At 73.4% G+C, this 15,104-nt stretch carries 16 protein-coding genes; 4 read left to right on the top strand and 12 right to left on the bottom strand.

What is annotated here, in order from left to right:
- Positions 1-2: 2 nt before the first annotated feature.
- From mfnA to ACFQMF_RS04600, 5 genes are all read right to left on the bottom strand, one after another.
- Complete coding sequence (gene mfnA, locus ACFQMF_RS04620; protein ID WP_256408725.1) at positions 3-1,070, bottom strand: tyrosine decarboxylase MfnA; 1,068 nt, start codon at positions 1,068-1,070, stop codon at positions 3-5.
- A gap of 79 nt (positions 1,071-1,149) precedes the next feature.
- Positions 1,150-3,504, bottom strand: a complete 2,355-nt coding sequence (gene ppsA, locus ACFQMF_RS04615; RefSeq protein ID WP_256408726.1) for a phosphoenolpyruvate synthase — start codon at positions 3,502-3,504, stop codon at positions 1,150-1,152.
- A 272-nt stretch (positions 3,505-3,776) separates the two neighbouring features.
- Positions 3,777-4,502, bottom strand: a complete 726-nt coding sequence (locus ACFQMF_RS04610; RefSeq protein WP_465261786.1) for a DUF8116 family protein — start codon at positions 4,500-4,502, stop codon at positions 3,777-3,779.
- 31 nt (positions 4,503-4,533) lie between these two features.
- The gene (locus tag ACFQMF_RS04605; protein WP_256408727.1) at positions 4,534-5,262 is read right to left on the bottom strand and encodes a DUF8054 family protein; all 729 of its coding nucleotides are present in this window, start codon (positions 5,260-5,262) and stop codon (positions 4,534-4,536) included.
- Positions 5,259-6,026: a nucleotide-binding protein gene (locus ACFQMF_RS04600; RefSeq protein ID WP_256408728.1), complete on the bottom strand. Its 768-nt coding sequence runs from the start codon at positions 6,024-6,026 to the stop codon at positions 5,259-5,261. The genes ACFQMF_RS04605 and ACFQMF_RS04600 overlap by 4 nt, the downstream gene beginning before the upstream one ends.
- Positions 6,027-6,189: 163 nt before the next feature.
- On the opposite strand from ACFQMF_RS04600, the gene ACFQMF_RS04595 reads away from it, so the two are divergent.
- The gene (locus ACFQMF_RS04595; RefSeq protein ID WP_256408729.1) at positions 6,190-7,503 is read left to right on the top strand and encodes an MBL fold metallo-hydrolase; all 1,314 of its coding nucleotides are present in this window, start codon (positions 6,190-6,192) and stop codon (positions 7,501-7,503) included.
- A gap of 27 nt (positions 7,504-7,530) precedes the next feature.
- On the opposite strand, the gene ACFQMF_RS04590 is transcribed toward ACFQMF_RS04595, so the two are convergent.
- The 6 genes from ACFQMF_RS04590 to ACFQMF_RS04565 all read right to left on the bottom strand — a co-directional run bounded on the left by ACFQMF_RS04590 (position 7,531) and on the right by ACFQMF_RS04565 (position 12,316).
- Positions 7,531-7,815 carry a hypothetical protein gene (locus tag ACFQMF_RS04590; RefSeq protein WP_256408730.1) on the bottom strand — a complete coding sequence of 95 codons (285 nt, stop codon included), beginning with the start codon at positions 7,813-7,815 and terminating at the stop codon, positions 7,531-7,533.
- 7 nt (positions 7,816-7,822) lie between these two features.
- Entirely contained in the window at positions 7,823-8,095 is a 273-nt protein-coding gene (locus ACFQMF_RS04585; protein WP_049906210.1) for a DUF7385 family protein, read from the bottom strand.
- A 58-nt stretch (positions 8,096-8,153) separates the two neighbouring features.
- Positions 8,154-9,077, bottom strand: a complete 924-nt coding sequence (locus ACFQMF_RS04580) for an endonuclease V (RefSeq protein ID WP_256408731.1) — start codon at positions 9,075-9,077, stop codon at positions 8,154-8,156.
- Positions 9,078-10,067 carry a rhomboid family intramembrane serine protease gene (locus ACFQMF_RS04575; RefSeq protein WP_256408732.1) on the bottom strand — a complete coding sequence of 330 codons (990 nt, stop codon included), beginning with the start codon at positions 10,065-10,067 and terminating at the stop codon, positions 9,078-9,080. It lies immediately after the preceding gene.
- 488 nt (positions 10,068-10,555) lie between these two features.
- Positions 10,556-11,263, bottom strand: a complete 708-nt coding sequence (locus ACFQMF_RS04570; RefSeq protein WP_256408733.1) for a type I 3-dehydroquinate dehydratase — start codon at positions 11,261-11,263, stop codon at positions 10,556-10,558.
- A gap of 78 nt (positions 11,264-11,341) precedes the next feature.
- Positions 11,342-12,316 carry a transcription initiation factor IIB gene (locus ACFQMF_RS04565; protein WP_092562164.1) on the bottom strand — a complete coding sequence of 325 codons (975 nt, stop codon included), beginning with the start codon at positions 12,314-12,316 and terminating at the stop codon, positions 11,342-11,344.
- Between the two features lie 257 nt (positions 12,317-12,573).
- Between ACFQMF_RS04565 and ACFQMF_RS04560 the strand changes: the two genes are divergently transcribed.
- The 3 genes from ACFQMF_RS04560 (at position 12,574) to ACFQMF_RS04550 (ending at position 14,397) form a co-directional block, all read left to right on the top strand.
- Positions 12,574-13,356: a cobalamin-binding protein gene (locus tag ACFQMF_RS04560; RefSeq protein WP_256408734.1), complete on the top strand. Its 783-nt coding sequence runs from the start codon at positions 12,574-12,576 to the stop codon at positions 13,354-13,356.
- Positions 13,357-13,421: 65 nt separating this feature from the next.
- Positions 13,422-13,976 carry a DUF84 family protein gene (locus ACFQMF_RS04555; protein WP_256408735.1) on the top strand — a complete coding sequence of 185 codons (555 nt, stop codon included), beginning with the start codon at positions 13,422-13,424 and terminating at the stop codon, positions 13,974-13,976.
- Positions 13,977-14,142: 166 nt separating this feature from the next.
- Entirely contained in the window at positions 14,143-14,397 is a 255-nt protein-coding gene (locus ACFQMF_RS04550) for a DUF7123 family protein (protein ID WP_256408736.1), read from the top strand.
- Positions 14,398-14,441: 44 nt separating this feature from the next.
- On the opposite strand, the gene ACFQMF_RS04545 is transcribed toward ACFQMF_RS04550, so the two are convergent.
- Positions 14,442-15,059 carry a winged helix-turn-helix transcriptional regulator gene (locus tag ACFQMF_RS04545; RefSeq protein ID WP_256408737.1) on the bottom strand — a complete coding sequence of 206 codons (618 nt, stop codon included), beginning with the start codon at positions 15,057-15,059 and terminating at the stop codon, positions 14,442-14,444.
- Positions 15,060-15,104: the final 45 nt, after the last annotated feature.

Genomic DNA, 15,104 nt, shown 5'->3' with positions numbered 1-15,104 from the left:
GTTCACGCCCGGATCCGGTCGAGGTCGGCGACGAACGCCCGGAGCGCCTCGCGGCTCACGTGCGGCATGCAGACGACGCGGAGCTCGCCGGCCGCCGTGCGCGACACCTTCCAGCCGGCCTCGCGGAGCGCGTCGAACTCGGCCTCGGGGAGCGCCGCGGCGACGAGCGGGAGGGTCGGCTCGACGACGTCGTAGCCGCGCTCGGCGAGGGCCTCGGCGAGCCACGCGGCGTTCCCGGTCGCGCGCTCGGCCGCCTCGCGGTAGCCGTCGGGCCACAGCGCCTCCATCGCGGCGACCGCGCCGGCGACGCCCGCGCCGCTCCGGGTGCCGGTCAGGGTCGCCTGCGACCGGGTCTCCAGGTACGGCGTGTCGACCGCGAGGGCGTCGAGCGCGGCGTCCTCGCGCGCCAGCAGGCCGCCCGCCGGGACCGGCGCCTGCCCGAACTTGTGGGGGTCGATCGTCAGCGTGTCGACCGGGGCGTCGCCGAACGACCAGTCGTGGTCCGAGAAGGGAAGGAGGAACCCGCCCCACGCGGCGTCGACGTGCATGAACGCGCCGGCGTCGTGGGCAATCTCGGTCAGCGCCGGGATGGGGTCCACGCGCCCGTACTCCGTGCTCCCGGCGACGCCGACGACCAGCGCGGTGGCGTCGTCGACCGCGGCCGCGACCGCGTCGGTCCGGGCCCGGTAGTCGCCGTCGACGGGGACCGTCCGGAGCTCCACGTCGAGCAGCTCCGCGGCCTTGTGAAAGGAGAAGTGAGCGCTCTCGGGGACGACGACGTTGGCGTCGCTCGCGTCGCGTCGGTTCCGGGCGGCGCGGACCGCCTGCACGTTCGCCTCGGTCCCGCCGGAGGCGACGTAGCCGGCCGCGTCGGTCGGGGTCGGGTGGTCCGCGAGCGTCGCGAGCAGCTCGACCGCGCGGTCCTCCAGCGACGCGACCGCCTCGTAGGTGGCCGGGTCGCCGGGGTTCGTCGCGAGGTAGCGCTCGGCCGCCTCGCGGGCCGCGGGGTGCGGCTCGGTGCACATCGAGGAGAGCACCCGGTCGAACGACTGCGGCTGGGGGCGCTGCATTCGGCCGAACGTCGCCGCGGAGACGCTTACCCGTTCCGTTTTCGGCGCTCTCGGCCGCGCGACGGGGGACCCGGAGGCGTTACCGCACCGAGTCGAGGAGGAGCCGCTGTTCGGTCCGCTTCACCTCGTGTTGCACGTCGCGGACGGCGTCGATGTTCGCCGAGATCGAGGAGACGCCCTCGTCGACGAGGAACTCGACCATCTCCGTCTTCGAGCCGGCCTGCCCGCAGATGCTCGTGTCGACGCCGAGCTCGCGGCACGTCTCGATCGTGTCGCCGATCAGCTTGAGCACGGCCGGGTGGAGCTCGTCGAACCGGTCGGCGACGTGCTCGTTGTTGCGGTCGACCGCCAGCGTGTACTGCGTGAGGTCGTTGGTGCCGAAGGAGGCGAAGTCGATGCCGGCGGCCGCGAGCTCCTCGATCTGCAGCGCGCTGGCGGGCGTCTCGATCATCACGCCCCAGCGGTGGCTCTCGGGGTCGATGCCGGCCTCCCGCATGTGGCCCTTGACCCCTTCGAGGTCGGCCGCGTCGTTGACGAGGGGGAACATCACCTCCAGGTTGTCGTACCCCATGTCGAAGAGGCGCGCGAACGCCGCGAGCTCCTGCCGGAACGGGGCGGGCTTGTCGAGGCTGCGCCGGATCCCGCGCCAGCCGAGCATCGGGTTGTGCTCGTTCGGCTCGCCCTCGCCGCCCTCCAGCTCGCGGAACTCGTCGGTGGGCGCGTCGATGGTGCGGACGCGGACCGGTCGCGGGTAGAACTCGTCGGCGACGCGGCGGACGCCCTCGATCAGCTCGTCCTGGTACGCGCGGGCGCCGTGCTCGGCGATGTACCGCTCGGGCGTCTTCCCGAGCGAGAGCACCATGTGCTCGATCCGGAGGAGTCCGACCCCGTCGGCGCCGGTCGCGGCCGCGCGCTCGGCCGCCTCGGGGATCGAGACGTTCACCTTCACCTCCGTCGCCGTCATCGGCTTCACCGGGGTCTCCGGGCGGGCCGCCTCCACGGGCTCGAACTCCTCGCCGGGCTCGGCCTCGTCGTCCGTCCCGGCGCGGACGGTCCCCTTGTCGCCGTCGAGGGTGACCCGCTGGCCGTCTTCGAGGACCCGCGTCCCGTTCCCGCTCCCGACGACGGCCGGGACGCCGAGCTCTCGGGAGATGATCGCGGCGTGGCTCGTCATCCCGCCCTCGTCGGTGACGATCCCCGCGGCGCGTTTCATCGCCGGGACCATGTCGGGCATCGTCATCTCCGTGACCATCACGTCGCCCTCCTGGACCTGGTCGAGGTGGTCGAGCTTGTGGACGAGCCGGACCGCGCCGGAGACGACCCCGGGGCTCGCGCCGAGCCCGTCGACGAGGACGTCCTCGTCGTCGCCGGCGGACCCGCCGTCGGCCGTGCCGGGTCGGCCCGCCGCGTCCCCGACGGCGGACTTCTTCGGGGTCTCGCCGCCGGTCCCGCCGGCGTCGGCGTCGTCAGCGTCGCCCTCGCCCTCCTGGATCGTCGTGATCGGGCGCGACTGGAGCATGTAGATCTCCCCCTCGCGGATCGCCCACTCGACGTCCTGCGGGGTCCCGTAGTGGTCCTCGACGCGCTCGCCGAGCGCGACCAGCTCCTCGATCTCCGCGTCGGAGAGCACCCGGGCGGTGCGGCGCTCCTCCTCGACGTCGAGCCGGACGGTCTCCCCGGTCTCCGGGTCCTTCACCATCTCGACTTTCTTGTCCGCGACGGTGACCTCGTCGACCTCGCCGCGCCCGCGGTCGTACACGTAGTTGTCGGGCGAGACGGTGCCGGAGACGACCGCCTCGCCGAGCCCCCACGCGGCCTCGATGGTGATCTGCGGGTCGCCGGTCGAGGGGTGGCTGGTGAACATCACGCCGGACTTCTCGGCGTCGACCATCCGCTGGACGACGACCGCGATGTCGACGTCGGCGTGCGGGAACCCGCGCTGCTGGCGGTAGTAGATCGCCCGCTGGGTGAACAGCGAGGCCCAGCACTCCTTCACCCGGCGCAGGAGGTCGTCCTCGCGGACGTTGAGGAACGTCTCCTGCTGGCCGGCGAACGAGGAGTCCGGGAGGTCCTCCGCGGTCGCGGAGGAGCGCACGGCGACGAACGCCTCGTCGCCCTCGCCGCCCATCGACCGGTACCGCTCCAGGATCTCCTCGCGGACCTCGTCGGGGAACGGCGTCTCCAGGATGAGCTCCTCCGCCCGCTCCTCCGCCGCGCGGAGCGCCGCGGAGTCCTCGGGGTCGACGTCGACGGCGGAGAACAGCTCCTCGTCGATTCCCGCCTCCTCGATGAAGGTCCGGTACGTGCCCGCGGTGACGGCGAACCCCGGCGGGACCGGGAGTCCGGCGCCGATGAGTTCACCGAGCGAAGCGGCCTTCCCGCCGACGGTCCCGACGTCGTCGGCGTCGACGTCCTCCAGCCAAAGTACTGCCATTCGTGTACCCGGAGGATCCGGGAGCCGACCTATGAAGCTTCCGGCCGGTGCAACGCTGAATAAAAGATTACTCAGTCGCGAGTTACGGAACGTTCAAAGGCGGAGGGCCGCCGGGTCGGTCGAACGTGGAGAGGGCCGAAGCGGTCGGGAGCCACGAACCGGCGGTCGGTCCGTATCGGTCGGTACGCGTCTTCCCGTCCTATACTTATCCTCGGACAGCTGAATCGGTTTCCGTAACGTGTTACGAGTCCTGTAACAGCTCGGGTCGACGGTCACTCGCCGGCGAGCCGCTCGCGCTCGTCGCGGAGGATGTCCTCCCAGAGGGCGAACAGCCGACTGTGCAGGTCGTAGCGGTCGTTCACCCGGCGGACCCACGCGTCGTCGGCGAACAGGAGCCGCTGGAACCGGCGGACCGCCGGCGAGAGCGACTCCCGATCGCCACCGTAGTACGACAGCGACTCCCGCCGGGTTCGCGCGACGAGGGCGGACGGGACCTCGATCCCGTCGGCCGCGGCGGCGTGGACGAACCACTCCAGGTGTAACAGCGCGTCGGCCAGCAGGAAGCGGTCCCGGAACCCAGAGACCCGGGCGAGCGCCGGCCGCCCGTCGATCGTCACGTCGCGCGGTCGGGAGAACCGGGGCGCCGTGACCGTCACGCCGGCCGCCCCGGCGACCGCCGCGGCGACGCGACGGAGGCGACGGTCGGCGTACCGCACCGGCGCGATCAGCGCGAGCTCGTACCACGCCGGCAGCCACTCGCAGTAGGGCTCGGAGAAGGCGCCGTCGGCGAGCAGGGTCGCCGCGACGGACCGCGCCTCGGCCGGCGACAGCGCGGCGTGGTCGGTCCGGAGGCGGTCGGCGGCCCGCGCGCCGTCGATCGCGTCGGCGCCGGCGAAGTCCATGCCCTCGGCGACGCGTCGGGTGTACGCGCGGCTCGCCGCGTACCAGTCGGCGAAGTCCGCGGGCGCGGTCAGTCGGAGGAGTCGGAGGACCGTGATGCCGTCCGTACGCTCGCCGCCGACAAAACGCTCACCGTTCCGGGCCGCGGTCGGCGCCGACTCCGCCGCCGTCGTCGCCGTCGGGACCGTCGTCGTCGCCGTCGGGACCGTCGTCACCGGGACCGCCGGGATCGGGACCGTCCGCGAGCGCGGCGTCGAGCCCCCACTCGTCGGCGCGCTCGGCCGCCTCCTCGCGGGCCCGCTCGCGGATCGCCTCGATCCGGTCGTCGTCGTCGAGGAACGCCGCGACGGCGTCGGCGTCGTCCGCCTCCGGGTCGGCCAGTCGCCCGTCGGGCGCCGCCTCGCGGGTGCGGTCGGCGAGGGCCGGGTCGTCGGCGAGCTCCGTCGCCGCCGCGCCGGGCGCGACGCGGAGCGCGTCCGCCTCGTGGGCCGCGTCGAGCCCGTCGTCGTCGACCGCGTACAGCTCGGCGCGGTAGGGGCCGGGCACCGCGAGCTCCGCGAGGGCGTCGGGGCCCCCGCTGTCGGTCACCGTGTTGTACGCGAGCACGGGGACCCCGTCGGCGAACGTGAGGACGCCGCGCGCGTCGCCCTCCAGCAGGAGCGTCTCCTGCGGAACGAGCGTCGCGTAGCCGGTCAGCTCGCGGTCGAGCGCCCGCGAGAGCGTCGTGGCCACGTCGGAGACGACCCGCGACCGGAGGAGGGCGCCGCGGGGGATCCGGAGCTCGGGGGCCTCGGTCGACTCCGTCCCGTCGGTCCGCGGCTCCCTCGGTCCCCCGGTTCCGTCCCCGGGATCCGTCATGGCGTGTCCGGCACGACCGCGCTGCGGAAGCGGTCGGCGACCGCGTCGCCGTCGCCGTCGCGCACGTCGAGCCGGGCCGCCGCCCGCCGGTAGCGGGCCGCCGCGTCGCTCTCCGGCGCGTACGCGAGGAGGGGCTCGCCGGCGCGGCGCGCGTCCCTGACCGCGTCGCTGTCGGGGACGCGGGCGAGCACCGGTCCGCCGAAGTGGCGCTCGGCCCGCTCGGCGACGTCGGCGGCGTCGTCGCGGACCTTGTTGAACAGGACCCCCGCGGTCTCGGTGCCGTACGAGCGGGCGTACTCCTGGACCTTCAGCCCGTCCGAGAGCGCGGGGATCGTCGGCTCGACGACGACGGCGACGCGGTCCGCGAGGACGACCGGCAGGACCGCCGACTTCGAGCCGAGCGCGGCCGGCGAGTCGAGCAGGAGCACGTCGGTGTCGGCCGCGAGCTCGGCGACCACGTCGCGGAGGCGGGTCGGCTCCGCGGCCTCGAAGCCCGCGAGCGACGTGCCGCAGGGGACCACCGAGAGCCCGAAGCGGTCGTACGTCGCCTCGGCGACGTCGGTCGCGGTCCCCTCGACGAGCAGGTCGTGGAGGGTGACCGCCGCGTCGTCGAGCCCGGCGTGAAAGAGGAGGTTCGCCATCCCCGTGTCGGCGTCGACGACGGTGACGTCGTGCTCGTCGGCCAACGCCAATCCGAGCGCGAGCGTGCTCGTCGTCTTGCCCGTGCCGCCCTTCCCGCTGGCGACCGCGAACGCCTCGACCATGCGCACACCTGTCCGGGCGGTCGGCTAAAGCCTGTCCATCGCGGGCGCGCCGGGAACGGCCGTCGCGGGCGCGTCGAGGGCCGTCGCGGGCGCGTCGAGGGCCGTCGCCGCGGCCCGACCCCCCACCGGACAGCGTTTTGCCGTTCGGCGCAGAACGTCGACCATGCCGACCGTCATCGACGCCGACGCGTTCCGCGACCGGATCGACGAGCGCCGGCGCGGCGAGCGCTCGTTCGCCGTCGTCGACACCCGCCCCCGCGAGAGCTACGAGGGCTGGCGGATCGCCGACTCGGTTCACTACTTCCACAAGCCGTTCCGCGACTTCGACGTCGACGACTTCGAGGCCGAGACCGGGCTCGGTCCCGACGACGCGATCGTCACGACCTGCGCGAAGGGGAAGGCGTCGCTCGATCTCGCCGAGGAGCTCGAGGCCGCGGGCTACGACGACGTGACGGTCGTCGCGGACGGGATGCGCGGCTGGTCGGGCGTCTACGACCGGACCGCGGTCCCCCTCCCCGACGCCGGAGACGACCCCCTCGACGTCGTCCAGATCCAGCGGCGCGCGAAGGGGTGTCTCGGGTACCTCGTGGTTGGCGGACGGCCGTCCGAAGGGGGAGCCGAGCCCGACGGCTCCGACCGCGTCGCCGTCGCTGGTTCCGACGGCTCCGACCGCGTCGCCGTCGCTATCGACGTCTCGCGTCACGGCGACGAGTGGCGGGCGGCGGCCGCCGAGCGCGACGCGTCGATCGCGGCGGTCCTCGACACCCACGTCCACGCCGACCACCTCTCCGGTGGCCGAGACCTCGCCGACGAGCTCGGCGTGCCGTACTACCTCCCGGCGGCCGCCGCCGAGCGCGGCGTGGCGTACGACTTCGAACCGCTCGCGCGCAACGAGACGCTCGACGTCGGCGGCGTCGACGTGAAGGCGCTCGCGACCCCCGGGCACACCGACGACGCGGCGAGCTACCTGATCGGGCGGTCGGCGGTCCTCGCCGGGGACACGCTGTTCACCGACAGCGTCGGACGGACCGAGTTGCAGTTCGCGGCGGGCGGCGACGGAGGGGGCGAGTCCGCCGGCGCTGCGACCGGCGCCGAGCGCCTCTACGACTCGCTCCACGGGACGCTGCTGGCGCAGCCCGACGAGGTCGTCGTCTGTCCCGGCCACTTCGCGGTCGCGAACGACGGGACGACCGGCGACGTCGTGCCCGGCGAGCCGGTGGCGACGACCGTGGGAGCGGCGCGCCGTGGACTCGGCGTGCTCGGGCTCGACCGCGAGGCGTTCGTGGAGCGGGTCACGGCGACGCTCCCGGAGAAGCCGCCGAACTACGAGTCGGTCATCGCGGCGAACCGCGGCGTCGAGTCGCCGCCGGACGAGACCGCGGCGGTCGAGTTGGAGCTGGGACCGAACCGGTGCGCGGCGGACGCGGGCGGAGAGTCGACGGCTGACGCGGACGGGGAGTCGACGGCGGACGACTGATACGGCGGTCGTCGAGACCGCCGTCGGTCACCCGCCGTCCGACCGGTTCGCGATCCGAGTCGCGAGCTCCCGCGCGGCGTCGACGCGGTCGTCGGCCTCCGGGTCGCCGGTGTCGTCGACCTCCGCGAGCAGCGTCCGGATCTCCGCGGCCCGCCTGACGACGGTCGCCTCGTCGACGTCGCCGTCGGCGATCTCGGCGGCCAGCGCCTGCGCCTCGCCGAGCCGCCAGCCGGCCTCGCGCTCCACCGGGCGCTCCTCGGTGGCCGCGAGGTGGTCGCGCAACGCCGCGACCGGACCGAACGCGTCGCTCACGCTCGCGTCACTCGTCGTGGATGAAGACGAGCCGCTTTGTCTCGGTGTTACACAGGCAGAGGTCGATCCCGTCGCGGGTCGCGCCGATCTGCTGCCAGCCGTGGTCGCTGACGAACAGCGTCTGGAACACGCCGCGGTCGCAGTCCGGGTTCGGGCAGCCGACGCCGGCGGCGTTCTTGTACACCGTCGTCCCCCCGCCGGAGCTCTGGCGCACCAGGCCGTCGCGCAGCGATCGGAACTCCTCCGCAGACATCGGTCCGTCCGTGTCTTCGTCTCCCATACCTCCGCGTTCGCGGGCCATCGTAAATAAACCGACGGGCCGAGTCGCCCGGCCGGGATCAGTCGCGCTCGCGCTTCGGGTCGATCCCGCGCTTCGCGTCGTCGGCGTGCGCGTCCGCGAGCCGAGTGGGCTCGGGCAGTTTGTACCGTGCGCACAGCGCGTCGACGAGCCCGACCGCCGTCTCGGCCGAGACCCGGTGGCCGGGGCTCACGTACAGCGGGTTCACGCGGCGGCTGTTCGGGTACTGCCGCGACTGGAAGGCGTGGCCGATGACGGTCGCGTCGTCGGCGTCGGCCGTCGACCGCGTCCCCGCCGTCTCCACCGACCCGTCGGCGCGGACCGGCGTCCGCCACCCCTCCGGCCGCTCGTCGGTCGGCTCGTCCGGCTCGCCGCACAGCAGGTTCTTTGCGACGCCGACGCTCGGGACGTCAAGCAGGACGCCGACGTGGGTCGCGATCCCGGCCTCCCGGAAGTGGATCCGGCCGGAGCCGTCGCATACCAGGAGGTCCGGATCCGCGTCCAAGGCGTCGAGCGCGGCCAGCATCGGCTCCCCCTCGCGGAACGCGAGGAGGCCCGGGACGTAGGGGACCCGGAGGGGCGTGACCGCGCTCGCGCACTCGATCACGTCGCCGCCGCGGATCGCGACCGCGGCCGAGACCGCCTCGTCCTCGCCGTCGTCCGGGGTCAGGAACGCCTGGTCGACGCCGACGACGACGGGGGCGTCGCAGTCGTCCGTGTCGTCCCCCTCCGCGTGCGTCCCCGGGAGCGACCCCTGACGCGCGTCCGGCGGTCCGTCGGTCAGGTCGGCCGGCTCGTCGATCGCGACCGCGGCCGGGTCGAGGGCGTGGGCGTCCGCGAACGTCGCCGTCGCGGCCAGCTCGCGCTGGAGCGACTCCATCTCGGCCCGGGAGAGCGCCGGGTCCGGGAGGAACTCCGGGCGGGCGACGGCGTCCGGATCGACGCCGGGGACCTCGCCGGACATTCAGCGGCGCCCGCCGGGACCGCCCGGACCGCCGGGACCGCCCGGACCGCCCGGGCCGCGAGCCCCGCCCACGTTCATCCCGCCCATGCCGCCCGCGGAACGCGCGAGGCCCTCGTTGCGCTTCCCGAACGCGAGCCCGATCGCGAAGCCGATCAGGTGCGCGAGGTGGGCGATGTTGCCCGCGGTGCCGGCCCCGCCGGCCAGGACGCTCTGGACGACGAGGACCGCCGAGACGACGGCGATCCCCCACGTGAGGTACTTGATCTTCATCGGGATCACGAAGAAGAGGAGGACCTGCATGTTCGGTCGCCAGACGGTGAGGACGCCTAAAATCGCGAATCCGGCGCCGCTGGCACCCAGCACGCCGGTCGAGGTGGCGCCCATCCCGAGCGCGAACAGGATGTGGCCGAGCCCGGCGACCATCCCCGACACGAAGAAGAACGCGGCGAAGCGCTTCGACCCCACGGCGCGCTCGACGAGCGGGCCGAAGAAGAACAGGACGACGCTGTTGCCGAGGATATGGTAGATCCCGACGGGCGAGTGGGACAGGACGGCGGTCACCCAGGTCCAGACCCGCCCGATCGCGTCCGCCCGGAGCACGAACAGCTGGTCGTGGAGCGCGGGGCTCACGCCCCAGAAGACGACCAGCTGCGCGAGGAACGTGACCCAGATCGCCAGCAGGATCGCGTACGTCGCGTTCCCGCGGAAGTAGCTCACGAGCCCGCCCGTGCTCGTCTCGCGGTCGACGCGGCGCTTGACGCGGTCGACGACGCCCGCGTCGCCGCCGGCGTCGCCGGTCCCGCCGGCCGGTCCGCCCTCGACGCCCTCGTCGAAGCCGCTGTCGAAGACGCCGCCCGGGTCGTTCCACTCGGAGAGCCCCGGGCAGTCGTGGTTCTCCGGAAGGCGGTGTTCGGCGCAGAACGTCTGGCCGCACCGCTTACACTGGTACGGGAGGTTCTCGTACTCCCCGCACGCGTCGCACGTCGCCATTGGCGTCACTTACGGGGGCGGTCGTAAAGCGGTTTGGCTCCGTACGTGGTTTACGATGAGCCCGTCGGCGGTCCTGATAACGGCTTATAAATCGTATTTGATCGTGTTGCTGGGAACACTTCCAAAGCCCCAGCCGCTCAGTTATAAATGGCCGCTGTGGGATCGGCGGAGAACACCTCCAAAGCCCCAGCCGCGAGGCGGGCGCACGCTCGCTGCGCTCCTCACTCGGTCGCTCACGTTGCTCGCTCCCTCGTTGTGGTGCTTGCGTCGCCTGCGCCCGCCTCGCGGCTGCCCCTTTGAATCCCTCCCGACCCGCACAGCACCGCGCCTCACGCCTCCCCAGCCTCGTCGCTGGCGCCGTCGGCGCCAGCGACTCCCTCGCGCGTGCGCCTCGCGGCCGCCTTCGGCGGCCACTCGGAGGCACGCGCCACCGCACCGTGTTCATCTACAAATAGTCGTCGTAGCTGCGGTTAGTCGTTTATAAATAACTACTCGCCCGCTCCGCCCTCCCGAAGCCCGTCGACGAGCTCCCTGAGCGTCGCGAGCGGGTACTGACCGGGCGCGGTCGCGTTCGCGGGATCGACGGGCGCGTACCCGATCTTCGAGCCGTAGAGGGGCGTGACGGCGCGGGTGTGGCGACCGGGTTCGCCCATGCACATCGTCGCGACGCGGTGCCCGGCTTCGGTCGCCTCGTGGGTCGCCTCGATCATCGCGAGCGCGTCGGCCGGCGCGGTCGCGGTCGTCGCCAGCTTCCCCACGTCGCCCTCGCTCGCGGCGTCGGCGAGCAGATCGACGAGCGCGGCCGGCTCGGGCGTCGACTCGAAGTCGTGGACGGACGCGACCACGTCGACGCCCGCCTCGCGCGCCGCGTCGCGGAGCGCGGTCGCGTGCGACTCCTCGGCCGGGTCCGGGTGCGTCCCGCGCAGCGCGGCGAGCTCGACGTCGACCGCGGCCACCGCGTCGCGCCCGAGCGCGTCCGAGAGCGCGTCGTAGCGCCCGAGCCCCTCGGCCTCGCCGCCCTCCCACGACGCGCGGTTCGTGACGAGCAGCGGGAGCTCGCCGCCGTAGCTCGCGAGCTGGTCGAGCGGCGACTCCGCGAGGTCCATCCGGAACTCCACGGCGTCGGCGTGCTCGCGGGCCGCGGGCTCCTCGGAGAGGTCGGCCGTGCTCGCGGTCAGGACGAACGCCTCGAACATGCGCGAGCGTTCCGGGGCCGGGGACTTAGCTGTGTGGCCCCGGGCGGAAGCGGGTCCCTGAAAAAGCGGCGCGCGTCCTCAGGCGACGAGGCCGTCCTCGGCCTCTAACAGCTCGTGGTACCGGTTCCGGATGGTGACCTCGGAGATGTCGGCGACCTCCGAGACCGCGGCCTGCGTCGTCTTCTCGTTGGTGAGCAGCGCGGCGGCGTAGACGGCGGCGGCCGCGAGGCCCACGGGCGACTTGCCCGAGTGGACGCCCTTCTCCTTGGCGTTGCGCAGGAGGCTCTTCGCGCGCATCTCGGACTCCTCGGAGAGCTCCAGGTCGGAGGCGAACCGGGGGACGTACTGCTCGGGGTCGGCCGGCTTCACTTCGAGCTTCAGCTCGCGGACGACGTAGCGGTACGTCCGGGCGATCTCCGCCTTCTCGACCCGCGACACGTCGGCGATCTCGTCGAGGCTGCGCGGGACGCCGGCCATCCGCGCGGCGGCGTACACGCAGGAGGTAGAGACGCCCTCGATCGAGCGGCCGGGCAGGAGGTCCTCGTCGAGCGCGCGGCGGTAGATGACCGAGGCGGTCTCGCGGACGTTGTCCGGGAGCCCCTGCGCGCTCGCCATGCGGTCGATCTCGCCGAGCGCCTGCTTGAGGTTGCGCTCCTTCGAGTCGCGGGTGCGGAACCGCTCGTTCCACTTGCGGAGCCGCTGCATCTTCTGCCGCTGGCGCGCGCCGAGCGACCGGCCGTACGCGTCCTTGTCGCGCCAGTCGATGTTGGTCGACAGCCCCTTGTCGTGCATCGTGTTCGTGGTCGGAGCGCCGACGCGGCTCTTCTCGTCCTTCTCGCGGGAGTCGAACGCGCGCCACTCCGGGCCGCGGTCGACCGAGTCCGCCTCGACGACGAGCCCGCAGTCGGCGCACACGGTCTCGCCGTGCTCCTCGTCGGTGATGACGTTGCCGTCGCACTCCGGACAGGTCAGCGTCTCGTCGGTGCGTTCCGATTCCTCTTCGTCCGTCTCCGTTCGGGAGCGACTCCCCCGCGTGTGTAGTCGTTCACTCATGGCTAAACCCCCTCTCGGTAACTGAACACGGTCCGAGAGCGATCTTACCCAGTAGACGGCGGAACCGAACTTAAAACGACCGGAACGTGTCGCCGGAGACCCGACGAAAGGACACGATCTATCACGCGTTTTCGGCGGCGACGGGACCGGGGAGGCGACCCGGTCGTCGCTCGGGCGACCGCCGGACGACCCGGACGGTCCGGACGACCGCCCGCCGACCGAAACGTTTGGGCCGCCGGCGCACCGAGACCGAAGCGATGACCGCTCCCCGCGTCGTCTCGCTGGCCCCGAGCGCGACCGCGACCGTGACCGCGCTCGGCGGCGCCGAGACGCTCGTCGGCGTCACGCACCACTGCGACCCGCCGGCCGAGGCGGGGTCGGCGCACGGCGGGGAGTCCCCGGTCGGCGTCGGCGGCTGGCTGAACCCCGACCTCGACCGCGTCGCCGACCTCGACCCCGACGTCGTCCTCACGAGCGACGGCCTCCAGGCCGACCTCGCCGACGCGTGTCGCGACCGCGGGTTCGACGTCCGGCACCGCGAGCCGGCGACGCTCGACGAGGCGGTCGCGTCGTTCGCCGCCCGCGGCGACGACGTGGGGCGTCCCGAGGCGGGCGACCGGCTCGCCGAGGAGTCCCGAGGGCGGCTCGATCGGGTCGCCGAGGCGGTCGCCGACCGCCCGCGCCCGACCGTCTACTGCGAGGAGTGGTCGGACCCGCCGATGGCGGCCGGCAACTGGGTGCCCGACGCCGTGCGCGCCGCGGGGGGTCGTTACCCCTTCGTCGACCCCGGCGAGCGCTCCCGCGAGGTCGACCTCGCGAGCGTCGAGGGCGCCGCCCCCGACCACCTCGTCGTCCACGTCTGCGGTCACGGCGACCGGGTGGACCCCGCGACGGTCGCGGAGCGCGACTGGGCCGTCGACGCGCCCGTCCACGTGATCGACGACTCCCTGCTGAACCAGCCGAGCCCGGCGCTGATCGACGGCGTGGAGCGGCTGGCCGCGCTGTTCCACCCGGAGGCGTTCCCGGGGGCGAACCCGTAGCCGCGCGGGAGCCGTCCCCGAGCCCGACCCGACGCCTATTCGTACCCCGTCGCCCAACCGCCGGTATGCGAGTCGGCGTCGGCAGCGGCAACCCGGTGAAGCGGCGCGCGGTCGAACGGGTCCTCGAATCGTCGCGGGGGCGCGACCTGGCGGACGAGCTCTCCGGGGACCCGGCCACCGTCGCGGTCGCGTCGGTCCCCGTCCCGTCGGGCGTGAGCGAGCAGCCGACGGGCCACGCGGAGACGGTCGCGGGCGCGGAGAACCGCGCCGCCGCGGTCCTCGACGCCGGGGCGTACGACCTCGGCGTCGGGATCGAGGGCGGCGTCGCGCGGTTCGGCGGGGCCGACGAGCTGTTCCTCGTCATGTGGGCGGCGGTCTCGGACGGGTCGCGGACGGGGCGGGGGGCGGGTCCGAGCGTCGCGCTGCCCGACGACATCGCCGCGCGGATCGACGGCGGCGAGGAGCTCGGCCCCGTGATGGACGACGTCCTCGACGCGTCGGGCGTCGCGCGGCGCGGAGGCGCCGCAGGGGCGCTCACGGCCGGCCGCGTCGACCGCGCCGACGCCCTCGCGACCGCGGTGGCGGGGGCGCTCGGGCCGTTCGTCTCCGACTCGTACTGAGCCGTCGGTCGCCGGCCGGAGTCGGAGCGCCGGCGGTTCGGTGTTCGTACCGGAATCGGAGGCTGAGAGGTCTCCCCGAACGGCGCTCGTGGGAGGAACCGCCCGACTGCGGCGTGTTAATCGGGTCTACCAACCCGCTTATGAACGGACGCCGCCTGTGTCGGGTATGAGCACTGCCCACCCGGACGCGGTCGCCGTCGAGTCCGCCGGCCTCTCCGCGAAACAGGCGCGCATCTTGCGGTACCTGCGCGAGAACGCCGGCGAGCGGACGTACTTCAAGTCGCGACTCATCGCCGACGACCTCGACCTCTCCGCGAAGGAGGTCGGCGCGAACATGGGCGCCGTCGCCGACGCGGCCGCCGACATCGACGTCGAGAAGTGGGGATACTCCTCCGGGACGACGTGGATGGTCACGGAGTAGGCAGAGAGAGGGTCGAGAGGGCGGCGTCGGCTACGGCTCGTCGGTCACGGGTCGTAGGCGACGAGCTCGGCCGCGTCGTCGGCGAACGCGACGGCGTCGGCGTCGAAGGAGTCGGCGTACCGGACCGCGAGCGTGAGCAGCCGCTCCGGCTCGGTCAGGGCGTAGCCGTCGCTGCGGTCGAGCAGCCCGGCGTCGTCGAGCGCGGCGGCCGCGGCGCTGATCGTCGGCCGCGAGACGCCGAGGTCGGCCGCGAGTTCGGCCCCGGTCGCCCCCGGGTCGCGCAGCAGCGCGAGGATCATCCCGCGGGGGGTGTCGCGGCGGAGGTAGCCGAGCGCGCGCTTGTCGAGGTCGTCGAACCGGTCGGCCGGGAAGTACCGGCGGTAGTCGGCGTCCTTCGCCGACTCGATCTCCCCCGCCTCCTCCAGCTTCCGGAGGTGGTACTGCGCCTCGCCGGTCCCGAGCCGGAGGTCGTCGCGGAGCTTCGAGAAGTGCGCGCCGGGGGTCGTCGGCACGTAGCCGCGGATCGCCTCGCGGGTCTCGTTGGCGTCGGCCCCGTCGCTCCCGGCGTCGGCGCTCGCGGTCCCGACGAACGGCGCGGCGGCTCCGATCGCGGCGAACCGTCGGAGCGTCTCGCGCTTCCGCCCGTCGAAGCCGTCAGTCACGCAGGTCGCTAGTCGTCGGCTCGACAAAAGCACTTCGTTCGGGGC

Source organism: Halorubrum rutilum (assembly GCF_042665015.1).
GTDB classification, from domain to species: Archaea; Halobacteriota; Halobacteria; order Halobacteriales; family Haloferacaceae; genus Halorubrum; species Halorubrum rutilum.
This window is presented reverse-complemented; position numbering and strand designations above follow the sequence as displayed.

Excerpts from the sequence above, each read along its gene's own strand:
- ppsA (WP_256408726.1), bottom strand. The coding sequence starts at position 3,504 with ATGGCAGTACTTTGGCTGGAGGACGTCGACGCCGACGACGTCGGGACC.
- ACFQMF_RS04575 (WP_256408732.1), bottom strand. The coding sequence starts at position 10,067 with ATGGCGACGTGCGACGCGTGCGGGGAGTACGAGAACCTCCCGTACCAG.
- ACFQMF_RS04560 (WP_256408734.1), top strand. The coding sequence starts at position 12,574 with ATGACCGCTCCCCGCGTCGTCTCGCTGGCCCCGAGCGCGACCGCGACC.
- mfnA (WP_256408725.1), bottom strand. The coding sequence starts at position 1,070 with ATGCAGCGCCCCCAGCCGCAGTCGTTCGACCGGGTGCTCTCCTCGATG.
- ACFQMF_RS04595 (WP_256408729.1), top strand. The coding sequence starts at position 6,190 with ATGCCGACCGTCATCGACGCCGACGCGTTCCGCGACCGGATCGACGAG.
- ACFQMF_RS04580 (WP_256408731.1), bottom strand. The coding sequence starts at position 9,077 with ATGTCCGGCGAGGTCCCCGGCGTCGATCCGGACGCCGTCGCCCGCCCG.
- ACFQMF_RS04585 (WP_049906210.1), bottom strand. The coding sequence starts at position 8,095 with ATGGGAGACGAAGACACGGACGGACCGATGTCTGCGGAGGAGTTCCGA.
- ACFQMF_RS04555 (WP_256408735.1), top strand. The coding sequence starts at position 13,422 with ATGCGAGTCGGCGTCGGCAGCGGCAACCCGGTGAAGCGGCGCGCGGTC.
- ACFQMF_RS04565 (WP_092562164.1), bottom strand. The coding sequence starts at position 12,316 with ATGAGTGAACGACTACACACGCGGGGGAGTCGCTCCCGAACGGAGACG.
- ACFQMF_RS04570 (WP_256408733.1), bottom strand. The coding sequence starts at position 11,263 with ATGTTCGAGGCGTTCGTCCTGACCGCGAGCACGGCCGACCTCTCCGAG.
- ACFQMF_RS04605 (WP_256408727.1), bottom strand. The coding sequence starts at position 5,262 with ATGACGGATCCCGGGGACGGAACCGGGGGACCGAGGGAGCCGCGGACC.
- ACFQMF_RS04550 (WP_256408736.1), top strand. The coding sequence starts at position 14,143 with ATGAGCACTGCCCACCCGGACGCGGTCGCCGTCGAGTCCGCCGGCCTC.
- ACFQMF_RS04600 (WP_256408728.1), bottom strand. The coding sequence starts at position 6,026 with ATGGTCGAGGCGTTCGCGGTCGCCAGCGGGAAGGGCGGCACGGGCAAG.